This window comes from Croceifilum oryzae (assembly GCF_030814315.1).
Taxonomy (GTDB): domain Bacteria; phylum Bacillota; class Bacilli; order Thermoactinomycetales; family Thermoactinomycetaceae; genus Baia; species Baia oryzae.
The window spans coordinates 42,507-57,596 of record NZ_JAUSUV010000017.1 but is presented as its reverse complement, the minus strand read 5'-3'; the positions used below and the strand labels follow the sequence as shown (position 1 = coordinate 57,596).

The 15,090-nt window shown below is 38.3% G+C and carries 24 protein-coding genes and 1 pseudogene; 16 read left to right on the top strand and 9 right to left on the bottom strand.

The features are described 5' to 3' along the window. Positions 1 to 432, top strand: a pseudogene (locus tag J2Z48_RS14645) (NEAT domain-containing protein); the annotation flags it as partial. Positions 433 to 495: 63 nt separating this feature from the next. Beyond that, a complete protein-coding gene (locus J2Z48_RS14640; RefSeq protein ID WP_307254729.1) occupies positions 496 to 1,926 on the top strand; it encodes a type VII secretion protein EssB/YukC in 1,431 nt (476 codons plus the stop codon). A 358-nt stretch (positions 1,927 to 2,284) separates the two neighbouring features. Here the strand turns inward: J2Z48_RS14640 and J2Z48_RS14635 are convergent, their stop codons facing one another. From J2Z48_RS14635 to J2Z48_RS14615, 5 genes are all read right to left on the bottom strand, one after another. Beyond that, on the bottom strand, positions 2,285 to 2,608 hold the full coding sequence (locus J2Z48_RS14635) for a hypothetical protein (RefSeq protein WP_307254727.1): 324 nt from the start codon (positions 2,606 to 2,608) through the stop codon (positions 2,285 to 2,287). An 85-nt stretch (positions 2,609 to 2,693) separates the two neighbouring features. Then, positions 2,694 to 2,981, bottom strand: coding sequence for a hypothetical protein (locus J2Z48_RS14630; RefSeq protein WP_307254724.1), 288 nt, complete (start codon positions 2,979 to 2,981; stop codon positions 2,694 to 2,696). Positions 2,982 to 3,017: 36 nt separating this feature from the next. After that, positions 3,018 to 3,893: a hypothetical protein gene (locus tag J2Z48_RS14625; protein WP_307254723.1), complete on the bottom strand. Its 876-nt coding sequence runs from the start codon at positions 3,891 to 3,893 to the stop codon at positions 3,018 to 3,020. Between the two features lie 70 nt (positions 3,894 to 3,963). Beyond that, positions 3,964 to 4,347 carry a hypothetical protein gene (locus J2Z48_RS14620; protein WP_307254722.1) on the bottom strand — a complete coding sequence of 128 codons (384 nt, stop codon included), beginning with the start codon at positions 4,345 to 4,347 and terminating at the stop codon, positions 3,964 to 3,966. A 154-nt stretch (positions 4,348 to 4,501) separates the two neighbouring features. Beyond that, a complete protein-coding gene (locus tag J2Z48_RS14615) occupies positions 4,502 to 4,882 on the bottom strand; it encodes a hypothetical protein (protein WP_307254721.1) in 381 nt (126 codons plus the stop codon). Positions 4,883 to 5,148: 266 nt separating this feature from the next. Here J2Z48_RS14615 and J2Z48_RS14610 point away from each other — a divergent pair, with 266 nt between their 5' ends. From J2Z48_RS14610 to J2Z48_RS14595, 4 genes are all read left to right on the top strand, one after another. Continuing rightward, a complete protein-coding gene (locus J2Z48_RS14610; RefSeq protein ID WP_307254720.1) occupies positions 5,149 to 5,364 on the top strand; it encodes a hypothetical protein in 216 nt (71 codons plus the stop codon). Positions 5,365 to 5,405: 41 nt separating this feature from the next. After that, positions 5,406 to 5,948: a hypothetical protein gene (locus tag J2Z48_RS14605; RefSeq protein ID WP_307254718.1), complete on the top strand. Its 543-nt coding sequence runs from the start codon at positions 5,406 to 5,408 to the stop codon at positions 5,946 to 5,948. Between the two features lie 40 nt (positions 5,949 to 5,988). Then, positions 5,989 to 6,234: a hypothetical protein gene (locus J2Z48_RS14600; RefSeq protein ID WP_307254717.1), complete on the top strand. Its 246-nt coding sequence runs from the start codon at positions 5,989 to 5,991 to the stop codon at positions 6,232 to 6,234. Between the two features lie 139 nt (positions 6,235 to 6,373). Beyond that, positions 6,374 to 6,793, top strand: coding sequence for a hypothetical protein (locus J2Z48_RS14595; RefSeq protein WP_307254715.1), 420 nt, complete (start codon positions 6,374 to 6,376; stop codon positions 6,791 to 6,793). 593 nt (positions 6,794 to 7,386) lie between these two features. Here the strand turns inward: J2Z48_RS14595 and J2Z48_RS14590 are convergent. The 4 genes from J2Z48_RS14590 to J2Z48_RS14575 all read right to left on the bottom strand — a co-directional run bounded on the left by J2Z48_RS14590 (position 7,387) and on the right by J2Z48_RS14575 (position 9,693). Next, the gene (locus J2Z48_RS14590; protein WP_307254714.1) at positions 7,387 to 7,641 is read right to left on the bottom strand and encodes a hypothetical protein; all 255 of its coding nucleotides are present in this window, start codon (positions 7,639 to 7,641) and stop codon (positions 7,387 to 7,389) included. A gap of 233 nt (positions 7,642 to 7,874) precedes the next feature. Continuing rightward, positions 7,875 to 8,408 carry a hypothetical protein gene (locus tag J2Z48_RS14585; RefSeq protein ID WP_307254713.1) on the bottom strand — a complete coding sequence of 178 codons (534 nt, stop codon included), beginning with the start codon at positions 8,406 to 8,408 and terminating at the stop codon, positions 7,875 to 7,877. A gap of 568 nt (positions 8,409 to 8,976) precedes the next feature. After that, complete coding sequence (locus J2Z48_RS14580; protein WP_307254711.1) at positions 8,977 to 9,285, bottom strand: helix-turn-helix domain-containing protein; 309 nt, start codon at positions 9,283 to 9,285, stop codon at positions 8,977 to 8,979. A gap of 15 nt (positions 9,286 to 9,300) precedes the next feature. Then, positions 9,301 to 9,693, bottom strand: coding sequence for a type II toxin-antitoxin system RelE/ParE family toxin (locus tag J2Z48_RS14575; protein WP_307254710.1), 393 nt, complete (start codon positions 9,691 to 9,693; stop codon positions 9,301 to 9,303). Between the two features lie 257 nt (positions 9,694 to 9,950). Between J2Z48_RS14575 and J2Z48_RS14570 the strand changes: the two genes are divergently transcribed. The 10 genes from J2Z48_RS14570 to J2Z48_RS14525 all read left to right on the top strand — a co-directional run bounded on the left by J2Z48_RS14570 (position 9,951) and on the right by J2Z48_RS14525 (position 14,861). After that, positions 9,951 to 10,175, top strand: a complete 225-nt coding sequence (locus tag J2Z48_RS14570) for a hypothetical protein (protein ID WP_307254708.1) — start codon at positions 9,951 to 9,953, stop codon at positions 10,173 to 10,175. Between the two features lie 111 nt (positions 10,176 to 10,286). Then, entirely contained in the window at positions 10,287 to 11,141 is an 855-nt protein-coding gene (locus J2Z48_RS14565) for a tyrosine-type recombinase/integrase (protein ID WP_307254707.1), read from the top strand. A gap of 14 nt (positions 11,142 to 11,155) precedes the next feature. After that, positions 11,156 to 11,329 carry a hypothetical protein gene (locus tag J2Z48_RS14560; protein ID WP_307254705.1) on the top strand — a complete coding sequence of 58 codons (174 nt, stop codon included), beginning with the start codon at positions 11,156 to 11,158 and terminating at the stop codon, positions 11,327 to 11,329. A gap of 64 nt (positions 11,330 to 11,393) precedes the next feature. Continuing rightward, positions 11,394 to 11,966 (top strand): Fic/DOC family protein, encoded by a 573-nt coding sequence (locus tag J2Z48_RS14555; RefSeq protein ID WP_307254703.1) that lies wholly within the window; start codon positions 11,394 to 11,396, stop codon positions 11,964 to 11,966. 13 nt (positions 11,967 to 11,979) lie between these two features. Continuing rightward, the gene (locus J2Z48_RS14550) at positions 11,980 to 12,285 is read left to right on the top strand and encodes a hypothetical protein (protein WP_307254702.1); all 306 of its coding nucleotides are present in this window, start codon (positions 11,980 to 11,982) and stop codon (positions 12,283 to 12,285) included. 83 nt (positions 12,286 to 12,368) lie between these two features. After that, positions 12,369 to 12,587, top strand: coding sequence for a hypothetical protein (locus J2Z48_RS14545; protein ID WP_307254700.1), 219 nt, complete (start codon positions 12,369 to 12,371; stop codon positions 12,585 to 12,587). Positions 12,588 to 12,621: 34 nt separating this feature from the next. After that, positions 12,622 to 12,900 carry a hypothetical protein gene (locus tag J2Z48_RS14540; RefSeq protein ID WP_307254698.1) on the top strand — a complete coding sequence of 93 codons (279 nt, stop codon included), beginning with the start codon at positions 12,622 to 12,624 and terminating at the stop codon, positions 12,898 to 12,900. Positions 12,901 to 13,100: 200 nt separating this feature from the next. Beyond that, positions 13,101 to 14,003, top strand: a complete 903-nt coding sequence (locus J2Z48_RS14535; RefSeq protein ID WP_307254696.1) for a hypothetical protein — start codon at positions 13,101 to 13,103, stop codon at positions 14,001 to 14,003. Beyond that, the gene (locus J2Z48_RS14530) at positions 14,000 to 14,539 is read left to right on the top strand and encodes an HIRAN domain-containing protein (protein ID WP_307254695.1); all 540 of its coding nucleotides are present in this window, start codon (positions 14,000 to 14,002) and stop codon (positions 14,537 to 14,539) included. The genes J2Z48_RS14535 and J2Z48_RS14530 overlap by 4 nt, the downstream gene beginning before the upstream one ends. Further along, positions 14,529 to 14,861, top strand: coding sequence for a hypothetical protein (locus J2Z48_RS14525; protein WP_307254693.1), 333 nt, complete (start codon positions 14,529 to 14,531; stop codon positions 14,859 to 14,861). Before J2Z48_RS14530 ends, J2Z48_RS14525 begins: the two co-directional genes overlap by 11 nt. Positions 14,862 to 15,090 lie beyond the last annotated feature (229 nt).

Below are 15,090 nucleotides of genomic sequence, written 5' to 3'. Positions count from 1 at the left end.
GCAGACAAGCCGGAAGGCGATAAACCAAAGGCAGACAAGCCAGAAGGCGATAAGCCAAAGGCAGACAAGCCAGAAGGCGATAAGCCAAAGGCAGACAAGCCGGAAGGCGATAAACCAAAGGCAGACAAGCCAGAAGGCGATAAGCCAAAGGCAGACAAGCCAGAAGGCGATAAGCCAAAGGCAGATAAGCCAAAGGCAGATAAGCCGGAAGGCGATAAGCCAAAGGCAGACAAGCCAGAAGGCGATAAGCCAAAGGCAGATAAGCCGGAAGTACAAAAGGTAACAGTAAGCAAACAGGTTAAAGCTAATTGGAAGACTGCTAGTCAAAAGGCCATCACCAAAGAGGCAACCCAAACGATCAATTGGAAGGCCATAGCACAAAAAGCCATTGATCAAAAAATGGTTAATAAGTTGGATCAGTCGAAGAAATAAGTCATGAGGAGAGGGGCAGAGTGACTGTCCCTCTTTTATATACAGAAGCAGGAGGTGTATCTGATGGCAATGTTCGATTTCAATGGTGGAACACTTTTCATTGAAGATAACGACATTCGACTAGAGATTCCTTTGAAATCTCTAGAAGGAGATTTAATGGAGGATGATATGGACTTTATTACTCAATTGTCGTCCCGAATTAGTTTTCCTTGTTCATATGAGATTCTAGAGGATACCGATAAGCTTGCGATCCATTTTCAAATGGATGTGAACGAAGGCTTTGTAACTCTTCAAAAAGCACGTCTAGATCTAGATTTATCTAGGGATATCAAGATGAAAATAGCTCTAGGACTAATTGATATAGGTAAATCTTTCGAAGAGTATACAAATCTTAACACTGTCATAGATCCAAACAACATTTTTGCAAATCCAGACGGTGAAGTCCGGGTTTTATATCGTGGCATACGGCATGTGATGCCAGCACAGAGATATGAAGAAGAAACCGTATATAAGCAAGTTAGGAGATTGGTGGTATTTCTTCTTTCTTCGGCCAATTTCGATCAGTTGAGGGTCCAAGGTGATGAGTTAGCCTTTAAAAAGGCAGATGTTGAATATCGTCAGATCGTTAAGCGTATCTCAGAATGCGAGGAAGGATTTGAGGAATTAACAAAAATCATTGGTGTTGCTTTAAAACCAGAAGATACTCTAAGAGAAGCTGCTACAGAAGAGATGGCTCCACCTAAAAAGAAAATATATCAGATATTGCCAACAAAGAAAGAAGAAGCTAGGGAGAAGAAGCCAAAGGAGAAAGAAGCTAGGGAGAAAAAAATACATAAACCTAAAAAGGTTGTAAAGTCCGACTCTCCAAATATCCAGAGATCATGGATAACTAAGTCTATGTCTTTGATTCTTACGGGTACAGTTGTAGTTTCCATTGGAATTGGCTATGTGCTAGGGTCATCTGGATCCTCCCCGAAAGCAGAAAAAACGAATGATTCATCAACACCATTGATACAGGGTTTGAGATCCGCAGGTATGCAACAGTACGATGAAGCAGCTCGTTACTTTGAGAAAACGGATTTCGCAAAGCTTAACAAAGAAGATCAGAAGGTTGTCTTGCTAAGTTATCTCTTATCGGGCAAAGAGGAGAAGGCTATTCAGCTAGAACCCAAATTTGCGGAATCTGTGGTTAGTTACTACATCTCGCATAACCAGTTGAACAAGGTAAAAAATCTAAAAACCAATCTACCTGTGATCCAATTTGAAAAGGCTATCCTAGAGAAAGATCCTAAAAAAATCATTGAACTCAAAGGGAAAGTGCGTCTGGATGGTCGAAGAGAAAAAGTTGTATTGGAGGCATTCCTAAGTCAGAAAGATTTTGAAGGGGCTTATGATTTTGCACGAACTACGGGGAACAATGACCTGATAGAGCTGATTAAAAAAAGAGAAGAGAAGAAAGATTCAAATGCAACAGCAGGTACAAGTGTTAGCTGAATAGATTCCAGCCGATTATGGGCCGGGTCTATTTTTTTAGGTTGGAGGCTACTAAAATAACAAAACGAGAAATGAGGGGTTGAAACCTCACTTCTCGTTTTGAGTGATTAACTCTACATCAGTATAACTTATGAAAATATTTTTGTCACAGGCCCTTTAACAAGATCAACCCCCTAGCCCCCAATCATGGGGGATTTCACGCTCGCCGCTAGGCACCCCTTCCCGTTAGAGGGAAGGTGAGACATAAGCTTCGGGACTGGTTCTATTTGGCAAGGGTCTGCGCCAAGGGAAATCACCTTGCCTTGATCTGCGAGGTTAAAGGAGAATTTTTGAGTAAAAGCATCTCAAAATTTCCCCTTTAACCCCCTTCTCCAAATGAGGTGGCTTTACTAGCTATTAGTTTGTAAGACCAATAATCGGATTCTTCATCGTGATAGATTTCCACAGATGATAAGTGTTTCTGTGTAGGATGCGGTATAGAAAATGTTAGCTCTTGATGTAGTTCTTTTCCTAAAGCTATGTATCTTGAAGCTAGTTCATCAAAGGATTCGTCGTACTGTGTGCAATCGAATAGATATTCAACCGAAAACGAGTGAGATTCACCTATGCATGTACAAGCTAAAATTAGCATTTGTAGATCGTGTTGTATGTGCATAAATTCTTGTGATTTATCCGCTGGCATAATGTATTCTCCTCTATTTAGCTTGTTTTATCAACATCTAAGCCAAGATATCCCAAGGAACACTCGGCTTAAATGTTATATAGCTTTATCTTTTGTATACACGTATGAGATCATCTTCATAAAATTCGGCTTCATCAGCAATTTGATGACCAATGCAATCGCCTAACACATACCCAGTTACATTGTCTACATGCTCAAATGCATCTTCCTTTGTAATCATGACTCCCTCAGAGTCGATCCTCGATCCTAATCGCTCTAAAAACTCTCTCTTAGGTAGCTTGAATACTTTGTATATATATTTATCTTCCTTAGGGATTTCCTTATGCAGTTGGGCGACTTGTTGCCCATTTAATAGAGTTGATTTTGATTCCATTTTGATTCTCCTTGTCATATTGAGTGGTTGTTTTTGTTAATTCTTGATCCATTCTGTGTGTAGTTCTGCATCTTCTGCACAAGAACGGATGTATTCAACATCATCATAGGTGTACTCATCCAGAAAGTCTTTGATTGTGGCATAATCAAGTTTTTTAGTAATTATTTGTTGTAAATCACAATGATTTATCTTTAGATTACGATCATACGAAGTTAAAATGATTTTAGTCTGGCTCGGTTGTGTACGTGTATCTTCTTGCTCACGTCCCAAGCGAAAGATTGATTTCATATACTCATCAACGTTGCAACCCAATTCTGTAAGATGCTTTTTTAAGTCCCCTTTCTCTAAAACCTTTCCAGATATATGCTCTCTTGGGCAATCACTCTTAAAAGTGATTAGGTACGTATCCCTTACCTTCACATTTTCCTCATCCATTGTAAAAACCTTGTATACTTGTTGGTTTTTTCCTTCTAAGATGATGCAATCCTCACTTGTTTCCATCATGATTTCTTCGGTTATGGTGTCATATAGCTCATACTTCCATTCATCCCCATTGAACCATCTATACACGTATGATATTTCAAGTTTTCCAGAGTAGTAAAACTTTGAATCGAGATCACAGTACAAGAGGAAATCATCAAGCGGTTCTCCATTTACGGTTGGCTTTTTCAAAGTAAACTCATGTTCCTCAAAACCTTCCCATTTTAAAAAATCGTCGACATCTAGAGGAACAGAATTACACATGGAGTAGTGCGCATGTTGTTCCTCATAAACCTTCAATCTTTCATTCAATTCTGTTACATGATCGAAAGGAATACCCTCAATGATGGTACAAGATTTATCCAATGCATATACCTCTTCGATTTCTCTCTGATCAATCAATAAATCATTCCACAAAGCAAGCTTTTTCATATTAACTATCTCCTTTTTAGTTAGTAGGGGATGGAGGAGGAAGGATTTTCTTCCCCCTGATAAATAATATTTAGTTACTAAGGTCGTGGAGGAGTTTTGCAACATCCTCTATTTCAACTTGCTCATGTATCTCATCGGGGTCTATCTCATCGAAGTCTAGATCATGGTGGTAATGAGATAGTGCTTTTCGGATGATACGAAGGTACTTCTCCTTCATGGTGAGCCGATGTATAGTATCTGGCTCTATGAAACTCTCCTTAACAGGTGTTTCAAAAATATAGTTGCTATCAAACGAGATATCATAATTCTTCTGATAGTAGGAGGGGAGCGAATCCTCCACAGCACTCTTAACTAGGTCTTGATTCGTAATATCTGAAATGTTGATGGTAACGGGTAGAGAGTAGCTTTCTGGAAGGAATCGGTGTTTACCTACTACGATGATGTTGTGTTCCATTGATGTCTCCCCTTAGCGTGTTTATATTTATATTCTACACCATAAAGGGTAATTAGTCAACTATATTATATAATTTTATGTTGTGATGATATAAAAAGGAGACTCATCAGAGTCCCTTCGTTTTACATGGAAATCATTTCGATAAGTTCATCCATCAGAATGCATGTACCATCTGATAAGCACGTTCTAAAATGGGTTCTGGCAATGGATGCTCCAAACAATTAGGCGAAACATAAACCAGTTTCTCACCTTCACATTGGCAAATCAAATCATATTCCTGTGAACAAGTGCCATCTCTTCTACTAATGAAAATCATTGCGAAGCATGTTGAAGTTTTAAATTCAACATCAATATAAAAGGTGCTTCCATTAATAAGTATCTCTTCTTCTTTTGTATCTTCTGTCTCATCTGCATCAATATCACTGTAATCAATAATCACTGGACAAGGAGTATTTGGAGATTTAGCCCCGATCCAGGCACTGCCACCATCAACACAAACAACAGTTGGTTGAATCGTTTCAACGAATTTACTCATAATATCTACCACCTTCTTTATATCTATATTCTACACTATAAAGGGTAATTAATCAACTTTATTATTTTCTTTTTAATTAAGTTATCTACTTATATAAAATGAAAAAATATGTAGGATGATAGAAAATATCTTTTATAAAGAGTTGACATTATTCCCTTTATAATGTAGAATAAGAATATAAGAACGATAGGGAAGAGACAACAGAGCGTTGTGAAAGCCTTGTTGCACTTCTTGAAAGCAAAATATAACTAGGAGAGTGCAAACGTATGAAAAAACACGCTTCGGAAGAAAAAGTTAGTTTGGATGTCACTTGCTTTAAATGTGAAACAACATTTTCACTGGAGGTTCTTCCATCTAGTCTGGATCAATATGAAGCAGGTGCATTGGTTCAGAACGCTTTTCCATATCTATCAGAAGATGATCGTGAGTTGATAATCTCTAGAACCTGTGGAGCTTGTTTTATAGAAATATTTAGCTTCTAGGGAAGGATTAGTCAGATAGAGGAAATGAGAGGGGAAGGGAAATGACAAACATACTTAATCCATTAATTGTTGAAGAAGTACCACTAGTTATATCCATAACAGAAGGTGAAGTTGAAGAATCTGTAGTACCGGATGGGATTAATTATCTCATAGTTAACTTTGACGATATTATGGAAGAAGAACCAATTAAGCTTGTCAAACACGAATTGAAAGACTTTGAGATAGACATACGATTTCAGGAGTCCATATTTGCTCTCGTATCAATTGTAAAAAAAGCTCCAAGGAAAGTGTATGAATTTGTTTGTAAGAAAAAAGGAGATAAGCTTATCCCGATCACCTCAAATTATCAAGAGGTTCCAATGATTGTATTAGAACGAGTGATTCAGATCCTAAATCAAGATATGGCGGCTTGTGTTAAGCTAACTGGACGTTTTGGTAGTTTTGATATATTGTACAGGGATTTAGTCTCTATATTGAATCAACTTGGTAGAGAGGAAAGCATGGATGAATTTTTGTGGAACCATACATTGGAAGATGTTGAGACGATACACCATATGTACTTTACAGAAAGGCGAACTAACTGATCAATCATACAAGATGTTCAAGGATAGGAGGGGAAGTTTTATGATTAGACAGGATGAAATCAACATTACATTATCAAAGAAAGACATTTATATCCTATTGGATGAGTTAGATAATTCATATGCCGCTGATGAAGAGTTATTAGAAGGAAAAGAAGAGTTACTAGGTTCAAATGAAAACGGTACTGACTATATGGAATTTCTGCAAGGAGAGATTGAGGAATTCAAGGATCGCATGAGTGAAAACAGAAGAGTAACAAAAGCTATTAAGCAAGAAATGGTGAGCTAACTGATTAATCATAGGTGGGATATCATGGGGGCTTTTTCAGCCCCCCTATATGTTGGATGACAAGGTGGAGTTGGAAAGCACATGTCAGAGGAAAACTGCCACGAGATAAATCGAATCATTTAAAGGAGGGTGTATTTGATTGAGTTGGTTACAACAAAAGCTTAGGGAAACACTTGAGCAGGGTGAACAGATTCATTGTGCCGATTGCGATAATCCTTTTGGATCTAAGGTTATTAAAAGAGAAGATAGTGAAAGGGTTGTGTGTGAAGGGTGTTATAGCAGGCATGTAATGGGGAATCTATCTAATTCTGAACATAATCATATTGCCAGCGCAATGTTCCGTTGGATACTGGATGATATGGCCGATTTTCATGCAAGGACGGTTAAGAATAGTGAAAATGGATTTATTGACCATGCAGACGAAAATTATACAAAAGAAAAAATTGCTTTATACTTCAAGTTATATCCATCGCCTTATACGGAAGAAGAACTTTGGGAGATGTCTAAAATAAGGCGACGAGAAGAAATCAACAGATTTGTCACCATGACCCAAGGTTAAAAAGAGATGAGGCCCTTAACGATTAGGGGCTTTTTTGTTTTTGGAGTATACTTTGAAATCTCTATCCAGCAGTTCATACTCTAGGTCATCTAATCGGGTTTCCCATCCATTACTTTTGACGATCCCAAGTAAATCATGTGAGGAAATCCTGCCTCTAGCATGATGTCTGAGTAATTTATTCACATATGGGGAACATTTCGGACACCTAGCCCTGGAATATTCTCCGTACATATATCGGGATGGTTGGATTTTATATTCAGTTTTACAGGTCAGATGTTGAACTGTTAAATGTGTGTTCTTTCCTTGATACTCGTCTGAACAGTATATGAAGTTCTTGAGGCATTTCATATAGAATCTATTGGCTGCCGATTCCATATCTTTCATTGCACAACCGCCACAATCACTAATCCCTAGATAGAGCCTATGTGGAGCTACTTGAAATTCTTTGCCACATCGTAAGCATTGTACCCATACTCTTTCATGGGATGAAACATATTCGGATAGGGAGACGATATATTTTGAGTGGGCAATCAGTATCTCCCACTTTGTTCATGCTGGAAGCTTTCGCATGGTATCAACTCGTTTTCCAATAATTAAGACAGAGGTCCATTGGTAGCAAACTGGGTTTGTTGATTTTCGATCTCTTGAGCCACTATATACATGTCGTCCTGATCGTAACAAATGAACAGGATAGAATGGCATCTACTCATGTTATCACGGATTTGTTCACGCCATTCAGTGTCATTTATATTGTCGATCAGTGTGCGCCGTTTATATTTGTGGATCTCAGAATGGAGAGTAAATGGATCATGCAAGTGGACGACTCCAAAGTCTGTCCATGCTGGCACGAATACTCCTTTACGCCGATCACGGGAGGCCCTCTGTCGACATGTAGCGGAACAGAACTCTGCATCCCAACGCTTGAATGCGAAGGGAGATAGACAAACAAGACATTTTTTCGATCTAATCAAATCAATCAACCACCTGTCACAGAAAAAATAGTGTCACAGATAATTGTTTCCGAAAATAGCTCTACATATAACAAGAAAAGCCATCCTCGAAATACAGGATGACATTAACTTTAGTTGGTACATTTCTCTTCATTGCCTTCATAGGGCTTCAACACTTCTTTATTGCTTATTCCTCCTATAGAGGTTCCCTCAGTTTCTTCAAACGAAAAACATGGAAGTAAAACACCTTTATCATACGTACCAACAAAATACTGGTCCTTACGGATATCCAACAATACCTTATTTGTAGGCTGGTGATTATGATACACCTTATATAACGAATTGTTAAACGTGTAATTAATTAAAAAGGATGCGAGCCAAGGAATTAGAAATAATACAGTAACGATTACTGTTGTTACTTGTTGAAGCTTTATCCTAGATCTTCGCACAACCACCACTAGATAATACATCACAATCATGGCGGCAGCACATACTATTACACCCGGTATGCTGAAAGTCTTGAACTCGAAATAATGAAACGGTATATTCCACTTTAGAAAATGGAATATTTGATATATGTAGCTAGTACTGTACCATGAAGCAGCTAAAACTAAAAAAGGTGCAAGTATTGCTATAGGGATTAACGCTAAATCCTTTTTTGACATATTATAAGTCTCCTCTATATTGGGTTGACAATGGTGATTTCCTAGCTATGAATGTTTGATAAACAAATAGTGATGGGATACCTATAAGTGAGATTGCTACAAGCAGATTTGGTATTACCCTATGTGATTGAAACAACATTTGTATAACTTCTGTTCCATCGAAAAAGTCCAGTATATAGCTTCCAACTACAAAGGCAAACAACCATGTGAACGCAAAATTCCCACATTTAGTTCCTATTTTATGCCATCGGGAAAGCACCTCGTCTATTTGCCACCAAATTTCATTCTTAATCCGTATACTGCCTACGATTCTTATATAAAAGCCGATTCCACAAATTACAATAAGAATCGGAATAGCCAATTGCAAAAATGTATGAATATATCCATCCAATGGATGAAGTATATCTTTTAATATTTCAATTGTATGTGGTACTACAAGTGAAAAAAATGACATTACGAGCATAAAGGGAAAAACGATACTACTTCTGCTGTTCAATTAATACCTCTCCAATCAGAAAATAAAAGTAATCCTCCCATCCTTCTTAAATAATAGGATGGGAGTTGGTTCTCATACATGTTCAAGTTCTTCCTTGTCTACTAGTTCGATCTTGACGGTATAACCAAGAGCGTCAGCAATATTTGAAATGTAGTCTAGTGTGAGATTTTGTTTTCCCGACTCAATACGTCCTATAGCGCTTTGAGCTATATCCAGCTTTTCAGCAAGTTCTAATTGTGTCATATTCTTTCGCTTCCTACCTTTAATGAGTTGATCCAGTATGTTATAGCGTAGCTGGTATTCTGCTTCGCCCTTCTCCCACTCTTTCGCAAACTCAGGATCCTTCATGTTTTCTTTGATGATACCTTGTAGCCAGCTCATATTATGTTCCCTCCTCTACGATTGCTTTTCTTCTTCCGCCAATATCTCCAGTATCCGATCTGTACTGTAACGAATCAAAAAGTCCGCTCGATACCGCTTGGCCCTTTCGATTTCAAGCGGTGGTGTCTTTTGAGTTTTCTTCGTAAATCCATGAAGCAGAACTAGGTAATTTTCATGCCAATGAAATAGCAACACTCGTTGGTGGTTATTTCCTACATGAGACCTTACTTCAAAAATACCTGAATCTAAGTGTTTGATCAGTGGAGCACCTACACCAAGTCCAAAGTGTTCTAAAAGCATTAAGGCTCTCAACAGTTTCTCCCTATCCTTGGGATTCAAATCAAAAATAAATTCTCTGACTGGACAAGAACCGTTTCGGGTTCTGTATGGAATCGTTTGATATTTCATATAACTAGTATAACATATATGTTATATCATTACCAAAGTATTATTATTGTATTCTTCGAACAAGGAAAATGTCTGTACTAGGGCTTGTTGATAGAAAAAATAGTAAGTTTATGTTGACTAATTACCCTTTATGATGTAGAATATGAATATAAGAACGATAAGGAAGAGAGGTATGGAATGGATTTCACTTATGGATGATTAAGTAGCGACTGTAATATATCTTTCTTCCATTTGTGTACAGAGAGGAGGAATAATCCATGAAAACAACCATAAAAGAATATGTTGGCTTTATGCTACTTTTTGCTTCCATTATTTGTCTAGCATTTTGTTTTGCACTTGGATTGATGAATTGCATCCATATGATTATGAAGACGAGAACTACTAATATGGGTGAAATTTTGTTAATAGCTGGTTTGGCAATTTCTAGCATGTATGGACTTAAATACAGTTTTATTATTTTGAAAAATCATCACTATTGTTAAATGACGTAATTAAGGGCACTACATTTACGTGAAAGTAGACTTTCACGTAAAGTTAGGGTAAAATAGAAGTATGGAAGCCGCATATATTCGTTTGATGGAAGGTTGCTAAGTATGAAAAAAGTTTACGTGAAAGTCATTGATGATTTCCTAGTCGATCAAAAGGAAAAAGGACGGAGCATCGAGACAGTCAAAAAATACAATTCTATCTTACAGCAATTTTCATCTTGGGTCGATAAGCAAGGTGGAGATGTAAATGATCTGACTAGAGTGGATGTCCAAAATTACATAAATCATCTGATTAATGTTGTTGGGAATAGTGCAACCACTATTGAAAATAAGTTTGCTGTACTTTCTCTCTTTTCAAAGTATGTAGGCCGTCCTCATGTGGTAGAACAGATTAGTAGACCGAAAACCAGAAAAGCTATGCACCGAGCACCAAAATCCTTGGATCGAAATGAACGAAATCGAGTTCTAAGAGAAGTTGAGAGGAGTGGCAACCTTCGAAATATTGCTATTTCATATTTGTTTTTGTACACGGGGTTGCGTGTTTCTGAACTAGTCGACTTGGATCAAGATGATATCATGATGAGTGAACGGAGAGGATCCGTAATAGTTGGCAGGGGAAAGGGTGATATAGAGCGGATAGTGCCATTACCTCAGGAGGCCCGTTTCCACTTAAAACGATATCTACAGGATCGGAATAGTAATATAGAGGCTTTATTTGTTTCTTATTACAGAAAGAGCTTTGCACGTATTACGGTGAGGGCGGTACAAAAATTGCTTCAAAAATATGATATCCATCCCCATCAATTGCGTCACACATATTGCCGGGAGCTAGTTGGTTCCGGTGTAGATATTGCTACCGTTGCCGAGCTTGCTGGTCATGGCGATATCAATGTTACACGCCGATATTCAAAACCATCGGATGACGAGCTGGAGCAAGCTGTACAAAAAACATTTGGATAGGAGAGATTACACCTATGAAGAGGAAATATACCGAAGAACAGATAGCAGCGAAACTACCAAACGTGCAGGCAACTATGTCATTTGAATCACTAGATCTTACAAAAAATGAGCTGGAGTTGTTGTTGGCTAGGCTCAGAGGTGAAATTACTCAAGAAGAGTATTTAAAGCGTGCGATGGAGATCGATTGAGATGACAGGTAGATCAAGATACTTTTATCCAGGAACAAATACGTTCAAAAACAAAGAGAACATCATGGATCCAATGAAATTAGAGAAGTTTGAAAAAAGAGCAACGAGTCTTCGTTTATTTGCTCTAGAGAATTCTCCGATTTATGGAAGATTCAACTTCCAACACCTGCAAAAAATGCACAAGTACATATTTCAGGATGTGTACGAATGGGCAGGCAAGATTCGAGAAGAGGATATCTTTAAGGGCGAGACTATGTTTGCCCGAACTCTCTTTATCCAAAATGTATCAAAAGATATCTTTCGATCCTTATCTGGAGAGAAGAATCTTAAAGGCTTAATGGTAGATGAATTTTGTCAGAGGGCTGCTCATTACCATGCGGAGATCAATATGCTCCATCCGTTCAGAGAAGGGAATGGACGTACCCAACGGGAATTCATCCGCACACTTGCGCTTAACGCTGGATATGAGCTGAACTGGAAGCATCTTGACAAAGAAACGATCTTGAAAGCAACAATTAAATCTATTACTGATACAAAAGATCTACAGGAAGTCATCTTCTCTTGTATTTCGAATCATCAGCCGGATAAAAGCTTGACTAGATTCTATCAGAGTTGTGATGTGGATCGAGGAAGATAGGAGGCGATTAGGCGTGATATTGGACAAGATCGAAAAAGAGTTAGATATACTCTATGGGGTACGTGATGTTTATCGCAACAATGAAAATGAATTGGAGCGGATAGAGAAGCAAATATCTTTTTTACATAGTCTTACATCAAGCCGAACCATGACTATATGGACTTTAGTTGAATGTGGGTATAGGTACACTTTTGAGAGCAAGGCCGGGGACATTATTGCTGTCCGAGCCAAATCCATTAATGAAGCCAGTAAAAAGGTAGAAAGAATGCTAGTTGGTTATGGCAGTGTAGTAATAGATACGAGTGGATGGGATGAATGATGAAAACTGTCCTTTACAATCAACAAGGAAAGTACCTGAAAAGCCCTATGAATGCTAAATAATACCTAGAGGAGGAAATTGATATGATGAACTTGTTTTCTGAAATAGGAGCGAGGTATGGCGGTTTAAAGGATGGTGAAGAGGCGATCGGGATCTTCCAAGATGGAGCTGTCTACCTGCAAATGGATGAGGGATCGCTCCACTGTGAGACGATAGATGATGTCGAGGAAGGCGAAAAGATGGCCCAAGAGCAAGAGATCGAGAAGGTCATTCGCATGAATGAAAAATTGTACCAAGCTTAGAGAAGATATAAAACATCGAGAGGAATGTTACAACATGGCAGATAGTGCTCTAGCCTTTGAAGTAGATGAGTTTCTGGATATCAAAGTAGGTAGACCTATTAAGAAAAAAGGTAAAGAGGGACCAATATGGATTGATCGAATCATCTTGGGTGTATCGGAGGGTTGGCATATCAGATATATTCTAAATGATATGAAAGATGAAGTGATTATTCGCAAGTTAGAGGCTTTACATAAATTTCTAGAAGAAAATGAACTTCGGGCCCCAGTTCAGGATGATTTGGTTGATTTTGAAGATCTTGGGGGAGAAGAGTGAAGTATTTAAAGTCCATAATTTAGTGACTAGCCGTGGGGTTTAGAAGCTATCTCTCCACCTGTTGTCATCTATAGGGAGATAGCTTCTTTTGTGCCTTTTCTACTTCTCTTTAATAAGCTTGTATGTAGTACCATCATTTAGTTTGATGATCCAGACTATTTCAGTGGTTAAACAGGAAATTCAAGGGAGGTATTGAGTAAATGCCAAAGGTGCTGTCAAGTGGAGAAACAAGGTATTCAGCAGCAGAAGTAAAAGAGAGTGGCCAACCTTATTTGGGTAGTAGTAGGTGCTACAATGGATACGAGGATATCAATGGTGTTGAAGGCTTTCTTTCTTGGTCTTTCTGTCGCAGAAATAAACTACGTGAACCTTCTGTTGATGAGAAGCCTGTTGCATATATCTATATACGTAATATAGGCAGTAATCATTATTATGGTCTATACGATCGGAGAGAGGAATATCAAAAGTGGAAGATATGGTGGGAAGAAGAAAGCTTTTGGGGATCAGTTGAAGGATCCATGAGTCAGATTAAAGAGAAAAACAATCAGTGTCATGTTAGAGAGATGGATTTCTCTATTCGTTGGTGCGAGAAGTTCTATCCAGATGATATTTTACATGCCACTTTTGAAGGCTCTGTAAACGAATTAAGTGAGTACGGTAAGGCACTTAGATCCTTTTTAGGAGAGTATATGGAAGACGGATTGGATTCGTGGCGGTTGGATGGAGAGGAAAGACTTTCATTCCGGATATTTAAACGGGGTAATCGCAAGGTAAAGAGTATCCAAACCCGTATACAAGGTATTGAGTCTGTTCAACATGTTGTGAGCCAATTGAAAGAGGAGCAAGAGTTGGAGCTCCAAGTAAAGAATGGACAAGTTCTAGTGGTTGCTTTAGTGGATGGAGCAGAAGTTACTTTGGGCAGTCTACCCAATCGAGTCAGGGATATTATCCGCTTACAGTTAGATTTGAACAACAAAGTCATTGGAGAGATTTCTTGGTTTACTTTTGCAAAATCCGGAGATCGAATGCAAGGTAGAGGGTCAGTGATAGAGTGGAAGGAAGCTACTATTGAACTTATTTTTGTGGAGGAGAAGGACAAGTGAAGATTACTTATCAAGGGGATCCACAGGTTATTAGGGAATTCCACCAGTTACAGAAAGATAGGTTTAAACGAATCTTCGAATTTAGTCAGGAAGAATCACATGAGGGCCGACTAGAAATCCAAGCTAAACAAAAAATATTTCGTCGAAGGAAGGAAACTAGAGTAGCTGGTCCTATGTACGAGGGGAGACAAGAGTTGATTGCACAGATGAATGAAGAAACATCACTTCATTTAGAGAGAGAGCCAAGTAATGAGTATGATCCGAATGCGGTGGCGATCTATGCAGCAATCAGTGGGAAGTCAGAGAAGATAGGTTATGTACATGCCTATATTTCTGAAACGATTGCTCCTCTAATGGATAGAGAGGAATCTGTAGAAATCTATATGGATTGCATTCGAAAGGAAGAAAATGGAGCAGAGCCACATGAGTCTTGGTATGATTACTGGCAGGGAGTGAAGATCACTCTTGTATACGAGGATCAATTGACGGTGTTTGATTTACTAGATGATGATCGAGGGGAAGTATATGGATACTAATCAAGCTGCTATTTTTCTGCATGAGAACTTTGATGATGATGAATTCAGAGAGATAATCCATCAAGTCTTTGCGTTACGCCAAGGATACATATCTAGTTCGAAACTACGTGGAGGACAGAGATCCGATGTATTTGACCAGAAACCAAATCCAATTCATGAATGGGAGATTCGGATCATGACTGATGATATAGTCCTAGAAGATCTAGGCGCACTTATAGAGATGGTAGTGAGTGCGAGAAGGAAGTATCCCGAAGCAAGTAAAAACCGTGACAAATATGGGAATGGAGACAAACGAAAGCGTCTCTATTACGTTTTGACGTAAAGGTCTAGTTTAGTTAGAAGATGCTATATATGCCATAAAAATACTTTTTTTGTCAACTATTACTAGATATCGCTATTTTGCGAATCTAGTAGACGAAACCTATCAAATCATATAAAATAGTATTATTACCAGAAAAAGGCTTTAAAAAACAGTCTTAAATAGAAAAAAGAAAAAGCCTATGATGTTGTGGGAACATCATAGCCTCTTCACCACCACTCTTCGCCAAAGC